Source organism: Kosakonia radicincitans DSM 16656, from assembly GCF_000280495.2.
Lineage (GTDB): Bacteria > Pseudomonadota > Gammaproteobacteria > Enterobacterales > Enterobacteriaceae > Kosakonia > Kosakonia radicincitans.
In genome coordinates, this window is record NZ_CP018016.1 from 4,714,181 (window position 1) to 4,733,848 (window position 19,668).

A 19,668-nucleotide genomic window follows, 5' to 3' on the forward strand; every position below is an offset into this window, starting at 1 on the left:
GATATCTGCGCCTTTTACATTTTTATCAAAAGGTTATGCTAAACGGCCGTGGCACTGTTTGTATTTTTTACCCGAACCGCAAGGGCATGGATCGTTACGACCCACTTTACGCTCGCCCGTCTGCGCAGCAAGTTCTGCGGCCGCTGCGGATTCATCATCCTGATGGCTCAGCTGTTGCATTTGCGCCAGACGCTCAGCCTCCTGGCGACGCTGCTGCTCCATCGCTTCTACCTCTTCCGGCATACGTACCTGCACCTTGCTCAGCGTGCTGATCACTTCATATTTCAGCGACTCCAGCATCGCTGCAAACATGGCGAAGGATTCGCGTTTGTACTCCTGCTTCGGATCTTTTTGCGCGTAGCCACGCAGATGGATACCCTGACGCAGGTAATCCATGGCCGCCAGATGCTCTTTCCACAGGGAATCCAGCGTCTGCAACATCACGCCTTTTTCAAAGTGACGCATCATTTCCGCCCCTACCACGTCTTCTTTGCGCTGGTAAGTTTCAATGGCGTTCTGCAGGATGCGCTCGCGCAGCGTCTCTTCATGCAGATCCGGCTCTTTATCCAGCCATTCCGCAATCGGCAGATCGAGATCGAAATCGTTTTTCAGGCGTTCCTGCAGACCCGGGATGTCCCACATCTCTTCCAGAGACTGCGGCGGAATATGCGCGTCGATAGTAGCCTTGAAAACGTCCTCGCGAATGCTGTTGATGGTTTCGCTCACATCAGACACATCCAGCAGTTCGTTACGCTGGGTATAAATAGCACGGCGCTGATCGTTGGCAACATCATCATATTCCAGCAGTTGCTTACGAATATCGAAGTTGCGGCTTTCCACTTTGCGCTGCGCGTTGGCAATCGCCTTCGTAACCCACGGGTGCTCAATCGCTTCGCCCGGTTTCATTCCCAGCTTACGCATCATGCCGGAAACGCGATCGGAGGCGAAAATACGCATCAGCGCATCTTCCATGGAGAGGTAGAAACGGGAAGAACCGGCATCGCCCTGACGACCGGAACGACCACGCAACTGGTTATCAATACGACGAGATTCGTGACGCTCAGTACCGATAATGTGCAGGCCGCCTGAGGCCAGTACGGCATCATGGCGTACCTGCCAGTCCGCTTTCACTTTTGCGATTTGCTCTTCGGTCGGATTTTCAATCTCAGCCAGTTCTGCCTGCCAGCTACCGCCCAGCATGATATCCGTACCACGGCCCGCCATGTTGGTGGCAATGGTTACCGTGCCAGGATAACCCGCCTGAGCAACGATATCCGCCTCTTTGGCGTGGAATTTGGCGTTCAGCACGTTGTGCTTGATACCTGCTTTGGTCAGTTCCTGAGAGACAACTTCTGATTTTTCAATGGAGATAGTCCCCACCAGTACCGGCTGCCCCTTGGCAGTACGCTCTTTAATATCTTCGATAATGGCCTGGATTTTTTCCGCTTCGGTCATGTAGACCAGATCCGCCATATCTTTACGGATCATTGGGCGGTTTGTCGGCACAACAACCGTATCCAGTTTGTAAATGGAGCTGAATTCAAATGCTTCGGTATCTGCCGTACCGGTCATACCGGCCAGTTTTTCATACAAACGGAAATAGTTCTGGAAGGTAATGGAAGCCAGCGTCTGGTTTTCATTCTGGATTTCCACGCCTTCTTTGGCTTCAACAGCCTGATGCAGACCGTCAGACCAGCGACGCCCCTGCATGGTACGACCGGTGTGTTCATCAACGATGATCACTTCGCCATCTTTAACAATGTAATCCACATCGCGGGTGAACAGTGCATGAGCACGCAACGCTGCGGTGACGTGGTGCATCAGCATAATATTGGCCGGGGAGTAGAGTGACTCGCCCTCATCCATGATGCCTTCTTTTACCAGCAGCTCTTCAATCAGCACCAGGCCGCGTTCGGTCAACGTTACCTGACGCGCTTTCTCATCCACCGAGAAGTGGCCTTCGCCCTGGAAAGTGTCAGAATCCTCTTTCTCCTGGCGAACCAGGTAAGGAATGATTTTGTTCACTTTTTTGTAGAGCTCAGAACTGTCTTCCGCAGGCCCAGAGATGATCAGCGGGGTACGCGCTTCATCGATGAGGATGGAGTCAACCTCATCCACCAGCGCATAGTGCAGTTTACGCTGTACGCGCTCTTCAGGGCTGAACGCCATGTTATCGCGCAGGTAGTCAAAGCCGTATTCGTTGTTGGTGCCGTAGGTAATATCGGCAGCGTAAGCTTCACGCTTGGCAACAGCAGGCATACCTGGCAGGTTAATACCGACTGTCAGGCCGAGGAACTCAAACAATGGACGGTTGTTTTCGGCATCGCGCTGCGCCAGATAGTCGTTCACCGTCACAACGTGAACACCTTTACCGCTCAGGGCATTCAGGTAAGCCGGCAGCGTCGCAGTCAGGGTTTTACCTTCACCAGTACGCATCTCCGCGATGCAGCGATCGTTCAGTACCATACCGCCCAATAACTGTACGTCAAAGTGGCGCATGCCAAACACGCGTTTGCTCGCTTCGCGAACCACTGCAAAAGCTTCAGGCAACAGATTATCTACCGCCTCACCTTTTTCCAGACGGGCGCGAAACTCCGCGGTTTTACCTTTCAGCTCTTCATCACTGAGCTGCTCCATGGCCGGTTCCATGGCATTGATCTGGGCGACAACTTTACGCATGCGACGCAATGTACGATCGTTGCGGCTACCGAATACTTTCGTTAATAATTTGATTAGCATAATAAAAATCTCAAACGCTCCGCTCAGCGGAACTAAAAAATGGATAAAAGGCTCTTTTTTTAGCTGAAGCGTTGAGGGCCTGCGCGAATACCCTGCACCTGGCTCACCCAGGTGGGCACGCTAAACGCGGCTTGCGGCGTAGAAGGGATATAAACAGCCAGGCGGACAATCGTCGGCGGCTTGCTTTCCAGCATCAGCAGTGCGCTGAGCGAATCCAACAATGCCAGATGATGCGCCTGAATGGGCGATGGCTCTTCCGTTGCTACAGGTAGCGCCTGAGGCGCCATAGCGAACGAAAGATGACGAATCACGGTACGAATGGCGTGTTGATGCCAGTAATCGACAGTGAAGTTCGGGCGTCGTTTCGCTTCCAGCAAGGAGAAACTGGTGAAATTGCCGTTATTGACGCCATCGTGATTGCGAGTCGTTTCACGCGCAGGCTGATGTGAATCAGCGCTACTGGCAAATGCAGGCAAGCCAAAACTCGCCGCAACCATCCCTAATAAGAGATGCGGCCAGAAGTAGCGTCTACCAAATTGTCGCCAGCACGTCAGTATTCCGTTCACCTGCTCCACCCAAAAATCACGCTTGTCCGATTTTGCTTCTGTCGGTGCCATTTTGCGCCCAAATCTTACCACTAAAGCCGCCAGCACCGCAGTAGTATTCAGGCTTCAGAAGGGCGAAATTGACCAGGAAAGCAGCAAACACACCGCTCAAAGCGAAAAAAGAGAAAGTTCTACATCAAAGCAGGAGAAAGGCCTGGTGGGAAAAAAGCAATAAAAAACGACTGGTTTCCCTGACCGGAGAGAGTGCCAGGTTAACCAGTCGATTTTGTGGTTATGGCGTTATGCCAGAACCGTTGACGGTGCTTTAAATGCCAGCGGCAATTCGGCGTCGTCTTCGAAGGTCACATATTCCCAGGCTTCCTGTTTTGCCAGAACAGCCTGCAACAGTTTGTTATTTAATGCGTGACCGGATTTATATGCGGTAAACGCACCAATGATATTGTGACCACACATGAACAAGTCGCCGATTGCATCCAGCATTTTATGGCGAACAAATTCATCTTCGAAACGCAGTCCGTCTTCGTTCAGTACGCGATAATCGTCAACTACGATGGCACAATCGAAGCTACCGCCCAGGCAGAGTCCGCGAGACTGGAGGTATTCGATATCACGCATAAAACCGAAGGTACGCGCACGACTAATCTGGCGCATAAATGCGTCGGCAGAGAAGTTCATCGCATAGCGTTGAGTGCTTGCATCAATCGCCGGGTGGTTAAAATCGATGGTAAAGTCGAGCGTGAAACCGTTGTGTGGTTTGAACTCAGCCCATTTATCACCGTCTTCAACGCGCACCGTATCTTTGATACGAACGAATTTTTTGGCGCTGTTAAGCTCTTCGATCCCTGCATCCAGCAGCAGATAAACGAAAGGTGCAGCACTGCCATCCATAATGGGAATTTCCGGCGCATCGACTTCAACAATAATGTTGTCGATACCCAGCCCCGCCAGAGCAGCATTTAAGTGCTCAACGGTGGAAATCCGCACGTCATGCTCGTTGACCAGACAAGTACAGAGCATAGTATCACGCACAGATTTAGCATCAGCCGGAAAATCTACCGGTGGATTCAAGTCAGTGCGACGATAGATGACCCCGGTATTTGCCGGCGCAGGGCGCAACGTCAGTGTGACTTTCTTGCCGGTATGTAAACCGACGCCAGTCGCCTGAACGATACGTTTAAGAGTCCTTTGTTTGATCATCGTATAATCTCGCCTTATTACCAATCCATCCGAAGTGTATAACACAATCGGTGGGGCAGTTTAGCACAAAGAGCGAAGAAGCCCAACTTCCAGTAAATTCTTAGTCCGCTTGCTTACGCAGGAACGCCGGAATATCCAGATAATCAGGTTCTTTAGTGGTTTGCGGCGTATTGTCGTTAACCACTTTCGCCGGTTTCTGCTCCTGTTGCATCGGTTGCATGCCGTGCTGCTGATAGCGATCCATCACTGGCTGCTGTGCCTGCTTGTTGGTCACCAGCGTAATTTCCGGACGTTTGTCCATGCCGATACCTGTCGCAACGACGGTCACACGCAGCTCATCGTTCATATCCGGATCAAGGGACGTACCGATAACCACAGTCGCGTTATCAGATGCGAAAGCTCGGATAGTGTTACCCACCGTTTCGAACTCATCCAGACGCAGGTCGAAGCCAGCAGTAATGTTAACCAGCACACCGCGAGCGCCAGAGAGATCAATATCTTCCAGCAGCGGGCTGGAAATCGCCATTTCTGCCGCTTCTTCCGCACGATCTTCACCGCTGGCCACACCGGAGCCCATCATCGCGTAGCCCATTTCGGACATTACAGTGCGCACGTCAGCGAAGTCAACGTTCATCAGACCCGGACGAGTAATCAGCTCAGCAATACCCTGCACAGCGCCTTTCAGTACATCGTTCGCTGCACCGAATGCATCGAGCAGAGAAATACCACGCCCAAGCACTTTCAGTAACTTGTCGTTCGGGATAGTAATCAGCGAGTCCACATGTTTGGACAGCTCAGTGATACCCTGCTCAGCAAACGCCATGCGCTTCTTGCCTTCGAAATTGAAAGGCTTGGTCACCACAGCAACCGTCAGGATACCTAAATCTTTAGCGACTTCGGCCACGACAGGAGCTGCACCCGTACCGGTACCGCCACCCATGCCTGCCGCGATAAAGACCATGTCAGCGCCTTCGAGCGCAGCGCGCAGGGCTTCACGATCTTCTTCAGCCGCATTGCGACCAACTTCAGGGTTTGCTCCAGCGCCCAGACCTTTGGTGATGCCACCGCCAATCTGAATGGTTTGCCCCACCGCCGTTTTACGCAACGCTTGCGCGTCGGTATTTACGGCGAAGAATTCAACACCCTCAATGCGCTCGCGCACCATATGCTCTACGGCGTTGCCACCGCCGCCACCGACGCCGATGACTTTAATCACCGCGTCGTTGGTTAATTCCATCGGTTCAAACATAATTTCTCTCCGTTTTGTGCCTGTCGCCTGAGACCGCTAATTTTCTGCGCTCTCTGAAAAAAATTAAAACTCTTTTCGCAGCCAGCTGTTGATTCGTTTGAACCATGACCCTACTGACGCGCGTTTTTCCACTTCTGCTTCACCACTGAGATGCGTCTCTTTTCCGTAGTGCAGCAACCCTACAGCCGTTGAGTAATACGGCTCCTGGGCATAATCGGTCAAGCCAGTAATGTTGAGCGGCGCACCAATACGCACTTGCGTATGGAAAACGCGCTGCGCGCAGGCCGCCAGGCCTTCCATCTGCGCAGCACCGCCGGTCAACACAATCCCCGCCGCCAGGTGATGCTTTACACCCTGCTGGCGAAGCTGTTCCTGCAACTGCAAAATCTCATCGTTAACCAGATTGAGCAACTCGGTATAGCGAGGCTCAATCACGTCTGCCAGCGTCTGACGCTGCAGGCTGCGCGGCGGACGACCGCCCACGCTGGGCACTTCAACGCTCTCATCTTTGCCGACTAACGATCCCAACGCGCAACCGTGGCGAACTTTGATCGCCTCTGCATCACTGGGCGGCGTACCGAAAGCGTAAGCAATATCGCTGGTGACCACATTCCCTGCATAAGGGATCACTTTGGTGTGGCGCAGCGCGCCGCCAGTGTAGACCGCCATGTCCATTGTACCACCACCGATGTCAACAACGCAGACGCCCAGTTCTCGTTCGTCTTCCGTCAACACCGAATAGCTGGAAGCCAGTCCGGCGAAAATAAGTTGGTCAACTTTTAACCCACATCGTTCAACGGCTTTAACGATGTTTTTTGCCATATCGTTATGGCAAGTAATCAAATGTACTTTTGCCTGCATACGCACACCAGACAACCCAACCGGGTTTTTAATCCCTTCCTGGTAGTCAATGGCGTACTCCTGCGGAATCACATGCAGAACACGGTGTTCATCGCGTACACGCACCGATTTGGCGGTATGCACAACGTTCTCCACATCCTCCTGCGTCACTTCCTCTTCCGAAATCGGCACCATCCCAATTTCGTTCTGGCAGCTAATGTGCTTCCCCGAAAGCGCCAGGTAGACAGAAGAGATCTGGCAATCCGCCATCAATTCAGCCTGATCGATAGCGCGCTGTACGCATTTCACTACCGATTCCAGATCGTTCACTCCGCCTTTATCCATACCACGAGACGGGCAACTGCCCACGCCAATGATATTCACAATACCGTCGGGCAGAACTTCCCCTACTAAAGCGGCTACCTTCGCGGTGCCAATCTCCAGTCCAACCACCAGTTTTCTGTCCGTCGCCTTGATCATTGTTGCTCTGCCTGTGCCTGATTCTGTTGTGCCTGATTTTGCTGCTGATTCGGTTCCTGAACAGGGGCTGCTTTCCAGCCTACAGCCGCGCCTGAGTCATAGCGTAAATCCACGTAACTGATCGTTTTACCGTCCGTTTGCGCCTGTTGCAGCAGAACCGGGTAGAGTTCCACGAAGCGCGCCAGGCGTTTCATTGTATCGCCACGACCCAGGTTGAGCCTGATGTCGTTAGTCAGCGTGACCTGCCATGAACGTCGCGCCGTCATCGCCGCTTCTTTTAACGTGAATTTATCCTTCGCCAACAATTGCCCCATATCGCGGTAGCCTTGCAAGACTTCGCTTTCACTGCCTTCAGGGCCATACAACATGGGCAAAACCTGCTTACTGGTTCGTTCGGACGGCACGCTGAACGCATTACCGTCGGCATCGACCATATGCTGATCATTCCACCGCGCAATCGGCACGTATTCAACCAGATGAATCTTCAATTCGTCTGGCCACTGCTTTCTGACGCTTGCCTGTTTTATCCAGGGCAGACGCTCTATCTGACTCTGAATAATATTGACGTCCTGGGTCATAAAGGTGCCGGGTGCCCCCAGCGCCAAAATAGACTGACGAATATCATCATTACGGGTGTAATGACGATCGCCCGTCACCACCAGCTTCGACAACGGCAAGCGTTGTGCATCATCCATCCAACCCAAAACCACCCAGCCGCTAGCAAACACGGTGCACAGCACCGCCAGCAGGAACAAAATCCCTGCAAGACGCGTTCCATTGTTGCGGCGGGAGGCAGTTACGGCCTCCGCTTCGCGGTTTCGCGTGTTCAGCGCAGCCTGTGACATATCACTCCGCCAGATCCAGAATGCGAACAACAAGTTGTGAGAAGCTCAAACCCGCCTGGCGCGCAGCCATCGGCACCAGGCTGTGGCTCGTCATCCCTGGCGATGTATTCGCTTCCAACAAATAAAACTGACCGTCGCTATCCAGCATGGCATCAATTCGTCCCCAGCCACGGCAACCTAAAAGACGCCATGCTTTCAATACCAGGGACTGTAATGCCGCCTCTCGCTCCACTTCCAGACCTGAAGGGCAGAAATATTTTGTCTCATCAGAGAGATACTTCGCCTCATAATCATAGAAGATTCCCGCTGGCTGGATACGAATAGACGGTAAAATTTCGTTCCCAAGCAGCGCCACGGTAAATTCCGGGCCACTTAGCCATTTTTCGATCAGAACTTCATCATCATGTTGAAACGCAAGCGCTAACGCCGCATGCAGATCGTCACTTTTCTCTACCTTCGACATCCCAACGCTGGAGCCTTCACGACTGGGCTTGACAATAACAGGTAACCCCAGTTCATCAATGCGTTGAATATCGTCAAAACTTAGGCCTGATTCAAACTCACTGCGTTCGAGCGCGACCCATGGTGCAACCGGTAATCCGGCGCCCTGCCACAACAATTTGCTGCGCAGTTTATCCATGGAGATCGCGGATGCCATAACGCCGCTGCCGGTATAAGGCATATCGATCAGTTCAAGCAGCCCCTGCAAGGTGCCGTCTTCGCCGCCGCGACCATGCAAAGCAATAAATGCTTTGCTAAAACCCATCTCTTTCAGGCGGGTGACATCCACATCACGCGGATCCACGCCGTGCGCATCCACTCCGCCTTCCCGCAAACCCACCAGCACCGCTGCACCGGAATTAAGCGAAACTTCACGCTCGGCGGAGGTTCCGCCCAGCAGAACCGCTACTTTCTCAGCCACGGCGCTCCTCCTCTGTGCTCTGCGATTTCAGTTTGCTCTCAGCCAGGCTGCGGGCAATCTTGCCGATATTCCCAGCTCCCTGAATCAGGATCAGGTCATTACCGGTCAGTACCGGCGCCAGCATCGCCGCAACCTGTGCCGGATCGGACACGAGGATCGGATCAATTTTGCCGCGTCCGCGAATAGTACGGCACAGCGAACGGCTGTCAGCGCCCGGGATAGCTGCTTCGCCAGCCGGATAAACCTCCAGCATCAGCAGAGAATCGACCTGCGTCAGTACATTGGCGAAATCGTCGTACAAGTCGCGAGTACGGGTAAAACGGTGCGGCTGAAACAGCATGACCAGGTTTTTATCCGGCCAGCCCGCACGCGCTGCTTTAATCGTGGCATCCACTTCTGTCGGGTGATGACCATAGTCATCCACCAGCATGGCGGTACCGCTTTTGCCATTCACCGCTTCCAGCGGGAATTCACCAAGGAAATCAAAACGGCGCCCGGTGCCCTGGAAACTTTCCAGCGCGCGAAGGATCGCTTCATCTTCGATCCCCTCTTCTGTCGCTACTGCTACCGCCGCCGCCGCGTTCAACGCATTGTGGCGGCCTGGCGCATTCAGCGTGACACGCAGTTCCGGTTTATCCTGGCGCACCAAAGTGAAGTGCCCCTGCGGCCCGACCTGGCGATAATTTTCTACACGAACATCAGCATCATCGCTAAATCCGTACGTCGTCGTCTGACGCCCCACGCGCGGCAGCAATTCTCGGATAACCGGATCGTCCACACACATTACCGCACGGCCGTAGAACGGCAGGTTGTGCAGGAAGTTGATAAACGTCGTTTTTAAATTCTCGAAGTCGCCATGGTAGGTATCCATGTGATCGGCTTCGATATTGGTGACAATGGCCACCATCGGTTGCAGATGCAGGAATGAGGCGTCGCTCTCATCAGCTTCTGCAATCAGGTAACGGCTGTGCCCCAGGCGCGCATGCACCCCGGCGGCTTTCACCAGCCCACCGTTAACAAAAGTCGGGTCCAGCCCGGCTTCTGCGTAAATACTGGCCACCATCGCAGTCGTGGTAGTTTTGCCATGCGTACCGGCAATCGCGATGCCATGACGGAAACGCATCAGTTCAGCCAGCATCTCCGCACGGCGGATAACTGGAATACGCGCTTCATGCGCCGCAACAATTTCAGGGTTATCGGCAGATATGGCGCTGGAGACCACAACAACACTGGCATCGCTCACATTTTCCGGGCGATGATGGAAATAAATAGTGGCGCCGAGCGACGCCAACTGCTGCGTCACTGGGTTTGGCGCCAGGTCGGAACCGCTAATCTGGTAGCCTTCATTGGCCAGCACTTCGGCAATACCGCCCATGCCAGCACCGCCAATGCCGACAAAGTGAATGTGCCGGACACGTCGCATCTCGGGCACAATTGAACGCAGTTTTGCCAGTTCTTGTGTATTCATTCTCTAAACGCCATCGACTACTTAAATTTGCGCGACGCTAACGCGCCGCCAGTATTTACGCCTGAGCTGCCAGGCTGACTTCATTCGCCACGCGCTCGGTGGCATCCGGGATGGCCGCCGCGCGTGCGCGTTCCGCCATCGCCAGTAATGCTTCGCGATCCCACCCCGCCAACGTCGCTGCTACCGCATCAACGGTGAACTGCGGCTGTTCGAGGATCTTCGCAGCACCCGCTTTTTCCAGCGGTAATGCATTCCAGTACTGCTGACGATCTTTGTGCTGGAAAGGCACAAACAGCGCCGGTAAACCTGCGGCTGCGATTTCGCTGACCGTCAGCGCGCCTGAACGGCACACCACCACATCCGCCCACGCGTAGGCTTGCGCCATATCGTCAATAAATTCCGTCACTTTATGCTGCGGTTCGCCCGCGGCGGCATATGCTTGCTCAACATCCTGTTGCACGCCTTTACCGCTCTGATGCCAGATGGTCACAGCATTGCCCAGCTTCGCCGCGACCTGCGGCATCGTCTGGTTCAGCACGCGCGCACCCTGCGAGCCGCCAACGACCAGCACGCGAACCGGCCCTTCACGGCCAGGTAAACGCTCCTGCGGTAGCGGCAGTGCCAGCACATCGATGCGCACCGGGTTTCCAACGACTTCCGCTTTTGGAAACGCACCGGGAAACGCCTGCATCACTTTGGTGGCGATTTTCGCCAGCCATTTATTTGTCAACCCGGCAATCCCGTTCTGCTCATGGAGCACTACCGGAATACCGAGCGACCAGGCAGCCAGCCCGCCAGGACCAGAGACATAACCGCCCATCCCCAGCACCACATCCGGCTTAAAGCGCTGCATGATGGCGCGAGCCTGTCGCCAGGCGTTAAAAATACGTACCGGAGCCAACAACTGCGCTTTGATCCCTTTGCCACGCAGGCCGGAGATACGGATAAAATCGATCTCGATACCGTGTTTGGGCACCAGATCGGCTTCCATGCGATCGGCGGTTCCGAGCCAGCGCACTTGCCAGCCCTGATCCATCAAATGGTGCGCAACTGCAAGCCCGGGGAAGACATGCCCGCCGGTACCGCCCGCCATCACCATTAACCGCTTTGGTTGACCACTCATCACAAACCTCGTGTAAACGCCTGGGCTTTTTCCAGACGCGTTTCATAATCTATGCGTAGCAGCAGCGTAATCGCCACTGACATAATCAGTAAGCTGGAACCACCGTAACTGATAAGCGGCAGAGTCAGCCCTTTGGTCGGCAGCATACCTGCCGCCGCACCGACATTAACCAGAGCCTGGAAGCTAAACCAGATACCAATCGAGCAGGCCAGGAAACCAGAGAAACGATGATCGATTTCCAGCGCTTTTCGCCCAATGGACATGGCGCGGAAAGCGACGAAGAATACCATTAAAAGTGCCACTACCACACCGATATAACCGAGTTCCTCCCCGATAATGGAGAAGATAAAGTCCGTATGTGCTTCAGGCAGATACTCCAGCTTCTGTATCGAATTTCCAAGCCCCTGCCCCCACAGCTCACCGCGACCAAATGCCATCAGCGACTGTGTTAACTGATAACCGCTACCGAAGGGATCTTCCCACGGGTTCCAGAAAGAGGTTACGCGGCGAATACGATACGGTTCGGCGAGGATCAGCAGCACAACCGCTGAAATCCCCATACCGATGATGGCGATGAACTGCCACAGTTTCGCCCCGGCAAGGAACAACATCGCCAGCGTGGTGATAAACAGCACCACCACCGTACCGAGGTCCGGCTGCGCCAACAGCAGAACCGCCAGCACCAGGATCACGCCCATCGGTTTGAGGAAGCCGCGCAGGTTATTACGCACTTCGTCCACCTTACGTACCAGGTAGTTAGCCAGGTAACAGAACAGCGACAACTTGGTGAACTCCGCTGGCTGAAAGCGCATGACTCCGAGGTCGATCCAACGAGAGGCCCCGTTGATCGAGCTACCAACCACCAGTACCACCAGCAGCATAATGATCGCGGCGATCAACATCGCCGAGCTGTATTTCTGCCAGAAATCCATCGGCAAACGCAGCGTGATCATCGACATACAAAACGCCAGGAATAGATACAGCGCATGACGCTTGGCAAAGAAGAAAGGATCGTCCGTCAGGCGTTGCCCTACCGGCATCGAAGCCGAGGTCACCATAATGAAACCGATCGCCGCCAGGCCCAGCGTCAACCACAACAACGTGCGGTCGTACATCACCAGACTGTCGGAATCTTTTTGCCGTGATCCCATAACCCAGCCTTTCAATGCCGTAAACAGCCATGCCAGGAGGCTAAATCCTGGCAGGCGCGGCATTCTCGGGCGTGGGAGCGTTAAACGCATCAGCCTAACTCCTGCGCCAGACGGGTAAAGACATCACCCCGTTGCTCGAAATTCTTGAACTGATCGAGGCTGGCGCAGGCTGGCGACAGCAGCACCATATCGCCCGGCTGCACGCGCGTGGCGATCAGACGCATTGCCTCTTCCATCGTTTCAACCTGATCGGCAATTTCCGGACGTAAATCCGCCAGCTCCCCACCATCGCGACCAAAGCAATAAAGACGAATACGATCGCCGCCGAGATAGCGCTTCAGCGGTGAGAAATCGGCAGATTTACCGTGCCCGCCCAACAAAAGATGCAGCGTACCGTCAACCTGCAAGCCGTTCAGCGCCGCCTCAGTGCTGCCGACGTTGGTCGCTTTCGAGTCGTTGATCCAGCGCACCCCGTTATGATCCAGCGCCAACTGGAAGCGGTGCGCCAGCCCGGTGAAGGTGGTCAGCGCCTTCAGGCTGCTGGCCCGCGGTAAACCAGCGGCATCTGCCAGCGCCAACGCCGCCAGCGCGTTGGTATAGTTGTGCTGGCCACTCAGCTTCATCTCTTTAACGTTCAGAACCTTTTCACCTTTTACACGCAGCCAGGTTTCGCCCTGCTGGCGGTTCAGGTGATAGTCGCCGACGTCAACGCCGAAACTCACGCAGCGCTCATCAGCACCCCGCACCGGCATGGTCAGCGCATCATCCGCGTTGACCACACATACTTTCGCGTTTTCGTAAACGCGCAGTTTTGCGGCGCGATACTGTTGCAGCCCGAACGGATAACGATCCATATGATCTTCCGTCACGTTCAGGATGGTTGCCGCCGCCGCGTGCAGGCTGAAAGTAGTTTCCAGTTGGAAGCTGGAAAGCTCCAGCACATAGAGCTCGCGGGCTTCATCAAGCAGCATCAACGCAGGCAGGCCAATATTGCCGCCAACGCCTACATTAACGCCTGCCGCCTCAGCCATTTCACCCACCAGTTTGGTGACGGTGCTTTTACCGTTTGAACCGGTAATCGCAATGACGGGCGCTTGTGCTTCGCGACAGAAGAGTTCGATATCGCCGACGATCTCAACGCCAGCATCGGCTGCCGCGCTCAGAGAAGGATGCGCCAGTGCGATGCCAGGGCTTGCGACAATCAGGTCAGCCGCCAGCAACCAGTCATCATTGAGACTACCAAGATGGCGCTCTACCGCTTCCGGCAGCTTATCCAGCCCCGGTGGCGAAACGCGCGTGTCCATAACGCGTGGCGTAACGCCGCGCGCGAGGAAAAAGTCAACGCAGGAAAGACCTGTCAGACCCAGACCGATAATGACGACTTTTTTACCCTGGTAATCTGCCATAATTAACGTACCTTCAGCGTTGCCAGGCCAATCAGCACCAGCATCAGCGAAATAATCCAGAAGCGCACGATCACGCGCGGTTCCGGCCAGCCTTTCAGTTCATAGTGATGGTGAATCGGCGCCATGCGGAAAATACGCTGGCCGCGCAATTTAAACGACCCCACCTGCAAAATCACCGACAGGGTTTCCACCACAAACACCCCGCCCATAATCACCAGCAAGAACTCCTGACGCAGCAACACGGCAATGATCCCCAACGCGCCGCCGAGAGCCAGTGAACCCACATCCCCCATGAAAACCTGCGCCGGATAGGTGTTGAACCACAAAAAGCCCAACCCTGCGCCGACAATCGCCGTGCAGACGATCACTAGCTCTCCCGCGTGACGCAGATAAGGGATATGCAGGTAGTTAGCAAAATTCATGTTACCGGTAGCCCAGGCCACCAACGCAAAGCCCGCGGCGACAAACACCGTCGGCATAATCGCCAGACCGTCAAGACCGTCCGTCAGGTTAACGGCGTTGCCGGTGCCGACAATCACAAAGTAAGCCAGCAGAATGTAGAAAAGGCCCAGTTGCGGCATCACATCTTTAAAGAAAGGCACCACCAGTTCTGTCGCTGGCGTATCTTTCCCCGCCAGGTAAAGCGCAAACGCCACGCCCAACGCAATCAGTGACATCCAGAAATATTTCCAGCGAGCAATCAGGCCCTTGGTATCTTTACGCACCACTTTGCGGTAATCGTCAACGAAACCAATCGCACCGTAACCTACCAGTACAACCAGCACGCACCAGACATACGGGTTAGAGGGATAAGCCCACAGCAGTACGGAAACAACGATTGCCGTGAGGATCATAATCCCCCCCATCGTTGGCGTACCGCGTTTACTGAAATGCGACTCCGGACCGTCGTTACGCACAACCTGGCCGAAAGAGAGTTTTTGCAGACGGGCAATCATGCGCGGCCCCATCCACAGAGAGATGAAGAGCGCGGTCAGCAGGCTGACAATGGCGCGAAACGTCAGGTAGGAAAAGACGTTAAAGCCGGAATAATATTTGACCAAATGTTCGGCCAGCCACACTAACATGTTCCATTCTCCTGTAATTCGCGTACCACCTCTTCCATGGCGGAACTACGTGAACCTTTCACCAAAATGGTAATAATCTGCTGTTCAGCGATCAGCGCCTTCAACCGCGCCACTACTGCCGCTTTATCGTTAAAATGTTCGCCAACACCGCTGGCAGCGCTCAGAGCCTTGCTCAGCTTACCGACGCTCAGCACTTTATCGATGCCAACGCCTTTAGCCGCTTCACCCACCTGAATGTGGCAGGCTTCGCTCTCATCGCCTAGCTCTGCCATATCGCCCACCACCATCACCCGGTAACCCGGCATTTCCGCCAGCACATGTGCGGCGGCGGTCATTGAACCGACGTTAGCGTTGTACGTGTCATCGAGCAGCAATTTATTTTCGCCCAGTTGCACCGGGAACAGACGCCCCGGCACCGCTTTCAGGTTTGCCAACCCTTTTTTCACTGCCGCCAGGCTAGCGCCCACCGCCATCGCCAGCGAGGTCGCTGCCAGCGCATTGGCAATATTGTGTCGTCCCGGCAGCGGCAGTGTCACATCCACATTGCCCATCGGGGTTTGCAGCGTGAACTCAGTTCCGTGCGAGGTCACATGAATGTTGGTGGCCGTAAAATCACTGTTCGCCGCATTTGGCGAGAAGCGCCACACTTTGCGAGCGCCAATAATGCTCTGCCAGTTCAGCCAGTCATTATTGTCAGCATTCATGATTGCCACACCGTTGGCAGGCAACCCGGTATAGATTTCTCCTTTGGCTTTCGCCACGCCCGCAAGCGATCCGAAGCCTTCCAGGTGCGCCGCCGCCAGGTTATTGACCAGAGCCGCTTCCGGGCGGGTAAGCCCGACGGTCCAGGCGATTTCCCCCTGGTGGTTCGCGCCCAGTTCAATCACCGCGTATTGATGTTCTTTGGTTAAACGCAGGAGCGTCATCGGCACGCCGATGTCGTTGTTCAGGTTTCCTGCGGTATAAAGCGTGTTGCCACATTCACTCAGAATGGCGGCCGTCATCTCTTTCACCGAGGTTTTGCCGGAAGAACCGGTTAACGCAACCACACGCGTCGGCACCTGCTGACGTACCCAGGCGCCCAGCTCGCCGAACGCCTGGCGAGTGTCTTTGACCAGCAGTTGCGGCAGATCGCAGTCCAGCTTACGGCTAACCAGTAGCGCGCCCGCGCCGCCCGCTTTAGCCTGTTCGGCAAAATCATGGGCATCGAAACGCTCGCCTTTCAGCGCCACAAACAGGCAGCCCGGCGTTAGTTTGCGGGTATCGCTGGTTACCGCATCAATCGTCGCATCCTGACCATGTAATTCACCCTGCAGAATGTCGGCAAGCTGGCTTAGAGTTACGCTAATCATGCCACTACCCCCAGCAAACGTGCCGCGGTGACGCGATCGGAGTAATCCAGTCGGTGCGTCCCGACAATCTGATAATCTTCATGGCCTTTGCCAGCCAGCAGAACCACATCATTCTCTTTCGCCTGCATAATGGTGTTGGTTACGGCTTCGGCACGCCCTTCCACCACATGCGCACGCCCGGCATCCAGCATACCGGCGAGAATATCGTTGATAATGGCACGCGGCTCTTCGGTGCGCGGGTTATCGTCCGTAACCACCGGCACATCGGCGAACTGCTCAGCAATTGCGCCCATGAGCGGACGTTTACCTTTATCGCGATCGCCACCGCAACCAAACACGCACCACAGTTGACCGGTGCAGTGCAGGCGTGCAGCCTGTAAGGCCTTTTCCAGCGCATCCGGCGTATGGGCATAATCCACCACCACCGTCGGTTTACCCGGCGCACTAAATACTTCCATGCGTCCGCAAACCGGCTGCAACTGTGAAGCGGTTTTCAGCAAATCGCTTAACGGATAACCCAGCGCCAGCAGCGTTGCCAGCGCCAGCAGCAGGTTACTGACGTTAAACGCGCCCATCAGACGGCTTTCGATTTCGCCTTGACCCCATGAAGAGTCAAAACGAATAGTCGCCCCGCTATCGTGGTACTCCACGCCGGTAGCCTTGAGCCAGCGGCCGTGACAATCCGGGTTGATATGGTCTTCCATCGATACCGCAACCGCATCCGGCAGATTCGCTAACCAGCGGCGGCCCACTTCGTCATCGGCATTGATAATCGCCTGTCCGTAGTGGTGAGAGGAGAACAGCAGCCATTTCGCCGCTTCGTAATGCGCCATATCGCCGTGATAATCGAGGTGATCGCGGCTTAAATTGGTAAATACGCCAGCGGCAAACTTCAGCGCCGCCACGCGATGCTGTACCAGACCGTGGGAAGAGACTTCCATCGCGGCAAACGTCGCTTTCTGCGCAACCAGCCCGGCAATCACATGCTGAACATCCACCGCAGAGCCGGTGGTATTTTCAGTCGGGATGACTTTACCCAGCAGACCATTTCCGACCGTCCCCATCACTGCGCTGGTTTCGCCCACCAATTGGCTCCACTGCGCCAGCAGTTGCGTGGTCGTTGTTTTGCCGTTGGTGCCGGTTACGCCAATCAGGCGCAATTGTTCAGAGGGTTCACCGTAAAAACGGCCCGCCAGCGCGGAAAGGCGCTCATTCAACTGGCTGAGGTAAATGACCGGAACGCCGTGCATTTCACGAATTTCACCGTCATTTGCTTCGTCTTTCGCTTCAGCAATAATGGCAGCAACACCTTGCGCAATCGCCTGCGGGATATATCGACGCCCGTCCGCCTGATGACCGACCACCGCCACAAAGAGATCGCCCGATGCAGCCGCACGGCTGTCGAGTGTCATCTCCCGCAGTGCTCGCTCCGGTGCGCCTGGCACCCACGGAGCGAGAAGGTCGCGCAAATTACGATCTGCCACCTGTACCCTCGCCTTGATTAATTACAAACTCACTTTTTTCGCCCGTGGTCAGCGCGTCCGGCTCAATGTTCATGGTGCGCAGAACGCCGCCCATGATGGCACCGAAGACCGGTGCGGACACGGCACCACCGTAGTATTTACCCGCTTGCGGATCGTTAATCACCACCACCAGCGCAAAGCGCGGGCGGCTGGCAGGCGCGACGCCAGCGGTGTAAGCAATATATTTGTTGATATAACGGCCATCCGGGCCGACTTTTTTCGCCGTCCCGGTTTTGATAGCAATGCGATAGCCTTTGATGGCTGCTTTCACCCCGCCGCCGCCCGGCAGCGCAACGCTCTCCATCATATGCACCACGGTGCGCACGATAGACTCATTGAAAATGCGTTCGCCCGGCACGGGCGGGTCAACTTTGGTAATCGACAGAGGACGGTAGATACCGTAACTGCCAATCGTTGCGTAGACTCGCGCTAACTGTAACGGCGTTACCATTAGCCCATAGCCGAAAGAGAAGGTGGCCCTCTCTATGTCAGACCACCGTTGTTTTTGAGGAAATAAGCCACTGCGTTCCCCGACCATCCCCAAATTGGTCGTTTTTCCCAGTCCAAAACGTGAGTAAGTATCTACTAACGCTGAGGAGGGCATCGCTAACGCCAACTTCGAAACACCGACGTTACTCGACTTTTGTAGCACCCCAGTAAGGGTCAATTCGCTGTAGCGCGCCACGTCTTTGATTTCGTGGCCGTTAATTCGGTAAGGCACGGTGTTCAGCACCGTATTTGGTGTGACGACGCCGCGCTGCAGCGCCGTCATTACCACCATGGGTTTCACCGTCGAACCCGGTTCAAAAACGTCGGTGATCGCGCGGTTACGCATTGCATCCTTCGACGTGCCGGTGAAGTTGTTCGGGTTGTAGGAAGGGCTATTGGCCATTGCCAACACTTCGCCGGTGTTCACATCAACCAGCACTGCGCTTCCGGATTCAGCCTTATTAAACGCCACCGCGTTATTCAGCTCGCGATAAACCAGCGCCTGCAAACGTTCATCAATGCTCAGCGCCAGGTTATGCGCAGCCTGGCTGTCGGTGGAAGAGATATCTTCAATAACGCGCCCGTAGCGATCTTTACGCACAATACGTTCGCCAGGTTGGCCGGTAAGCCATTTGTCAAAGCTCTTCTCAACGCCTTCGATCCCCTGACTATCTACGTTAGTAAAACCGATAAGGTGAGCGGTCACTTCCCCGGAAGGATAGTAACGGCGGGATTCCTCACGCAGATGAATCCCCGGCAACTTGAGCTTTTTAATATACTCCCCGAGATCGGGGTTCACCTGACGCGCCAGATAGATAAAACGCATCTTCGGGTTGGCATTAATGCGGGAAGCCAGCTGATCCAATGGCATGTTCAGGGCGTCAGAGAGCGCTTTCCAGCGGTTATCCAGCGTAACGCCGCCAGCATCATGTAACTCTTTTGGATCGGCCCAAATCGCTTTCACCGGCACACTAACAGCCAGCGGACGCCCGGAGCGGTCGGTAATCATTCCACGCGACGTTGCGACTTCCTGCACGCGCAAGGAACGCATATCCCCTTCGCGCACCAGCATTTCCGGATTGATAACCTGCAGCCAGGCGACACGCCCAAGCAGAAACGCCATCGCCAGCAGAATGCAACCGCAAAGCAACGCAAAACGCCAACTCACAAAGTTGGCCTGTTCTTCCTGGCGTTTCGGTTTAAGCGTTTTCGCCGCTGCTTTCATGCGTCGCG

At 54.9% G+C, this 19,668-nt stretch carries 15 protein-coding genes; all 15 read right to left on the reverse strand.

Going from position 1 to position 19,668, the window contains the following annotated elements:
* Positions 1-33: 33 nt before the first annotated feature.
* The 15 genes from secA to Y71_RS22725 all read right to left on the reverse strand — a co-directional run bounded on the left by secA (position 34) and on the right by Y71_RS22725 (position 19,660).
* Positions 34-2,739, reverse strand: coding sequence for a preprotein translocase subunit SecA (secA, locus tag Y71_RS22655; RefSeq protein WP_007373157.1), 2,706 nt, complete (start codon positions 2,737-2,739; stop codon positions 34-36).
* A gap of 59 nt (positions 2,740-2,798) precedes the next feature.
* Positions 2,799-3,305 (reverse strand): secA translation cis-regulator SecM, encoded by a 507-nt coding sequence (gene secM / locus Y71_RS22660; protein ID WP_007373156.1) that lies wholly within the window; start codon positions 3,303-3,305, stop codon positions 2,799-2,801.
* A 279-nt stretch (positions 3,306-3,584) separates the two neighbouring features.
* The gene (gene lpxC / locus Y71_RS22665) at positions 3,585-4,502 is read right to left on the reverse strand and encodes a UDP-3-O-acyl-N-acetylglucosamine deacetylase (RefSeq protein WP_007373154.1); all 918 of its coding nucleotides are present in this window, start codon (positions 4,500-4,502) and stop codon (positions 3,585-3,587) included.
* Positions 4,503-4,602: 100 nt separating this feature from the next.
* Positions 4,603-5,751, reverse strand: coding sequence for a cell division protein FtsZ (gene ftsZ / locus Y71_RS22670; protein WP_007373153.1), 1,149 nt, complete (start codon positions 5,749-5,751; stop codon positions 4,603-4,605).
* A 63-nt stretch (positions 5,752-5,814) separates the two neighbouring features.
* Positions 5,815-7,071, reverse strand: a complete 1,257-nt coding sequence (gene ftsA, locus Y71_RS22675; RefSeq protein WP_007373152.1) for a cell division protein FtsA — start codon at positions 7,069-7,071, stop codon at positions 5,815-5,817.
* Positions 7,068-7,916: a cell division protein FtsQ gene (gene ftsQ / locus Y71_RS22680; protein WP_007373151.1), complete on the reverse strand. Its 849-nt coding sequence runs from the start codon at positions 7,914-7,916 to the stop codon at positions 7,068-7,070. Before ftsQ ends, ftsA begins: the two co-directional genes overlap by 4 nt.
* A 1-nt stretch (position 7,917) precedes the next feature.
* Entirely contained in the window at positions 7,918-8,838 is a 921-nt protein-coding gene (locus tag Y71_RS22685) for a D-alanine--D-alanine ligase (RefSeq protein WP_007373150.1), read from the reverse strand.
* Positions 8,831-10,306, reverse strand: coding sequence for a UDP-N-acetylmuramate--L-alanine ligase (gene murC / locus Y71_RS22690; protein WP_007373149.1), 1,476 nt, complete (start codon positions 10,304-10,306; stop codon positions 8,831-8,833). Before murC ends, Y71_RS22685 begins: the two co-directional genes overlap by 8 nt.
* A gap of 55 nt (positions 10,307-10,361) precedes the next feature.
* Positions 10,362-11,429: an undecaprenyldiphospho-muramoylpentapeptide beta-N-acetylglucosaminyltransferase gene (gene murG / locus Y71_RS22695; RefSeq protein WP_007373148.1), complete on the reverse strand. Its 1,068-nt coding sequence runs from the start codon at positions 11,427-11,429 to the stop codon at positions 10,362-10,364.
* The gene (ftsW, locus tag Y71_RS22700) at positions 11,429-12,670 is read right to left on the reverse strand and encodes a cell division protein FtsW (protein WP_007373147.1); all 1,242 of its coding nucleotides are present in this window, start codon (positions 12,668-12,670) and stop codon (positions 11,429-11,431) included. Before ftsW ends, murG begins: the two co-directional genes overlap by 1 nt.
* Positions 12,670-13,986 carry a UDP-N-acetylmuramoyl-L-alanine--D-glutamate ligase gene (gene murD / locus Y71_RS22705; protein WP_007373146.1) on the reverse strand — a complete coding sequence of 439 codons (1,317 nt, stop codon included), beginning with the start codon at positions 13,984-13,986 and terminating at the stop codon, positions 12,670-12,672. The genes ftsW and murD overlap by 1 nt, the downstream gene beginning before the upstream one ends.
* Before the next feature lie 2 nt (positions 13,987-13,988).
* Positions 13,989-15,071: a phospho-N-acetylmuramoyl-pentapeptide-transferase gene (gene mraY, locus Y71_RS22710; protein WP_007373145.1), complete on the reverse strand. Its 1,083-nt coding sequence runs from the start codon at positions 15,069-15,071 to the stop codon at positions 13,989-13,991.
* The gene (gene murF, locus Y71_RS22715; RefSeq protein ID WP_007373144.1) at positions 15,065-16,423 is read right to left on the reverse strand and encodes a UDP-N-acetylmuramoyl-tripeptide--D-alanyl-D-alanine ligase; all 1,359 of its coding nucleotides are present in this window, start codon (positions 16,421-16,423) and stop codon (positions 15,065-15,067) included. Before murF ends, mraY begins: the two co-directional genes overlap by 7 nt.
* Positions 16,420-17,907: a UDP-N-acetylmuramoyl-L-alanyl-D-glutamate--2,6-diaminopimelate ligase gene (gene murE, locus Y71_RS22720; RefSeq protein ID WP_007373143.1), complete on the reverse strand. Its 1,488-nt coding sequence runs from the start codon at positions 17,905-17,907 to the stop codon at positions 16,420-16,422. The genes murF and murE overlap by 4 nt, the downstream gene beginning before the upstream one ends.
* Complete coding sequence (locus Y71_RS22725) at positions 17,894-19,660, reverse strand: peptidoglycan glycosyltransferase FtsI (RefSeq protein ID WP_007373142.1); 1,767 nt, start codon at positions 19,658-19,660, stop codon at positions 17,894-17,896. The genes murE and Y71_RS22725 overlap by 14 nt, the downstream gene beginning before the upstream one ends.
* Positions 19,661-19,668: the final 8 nt, after the last annotated feature.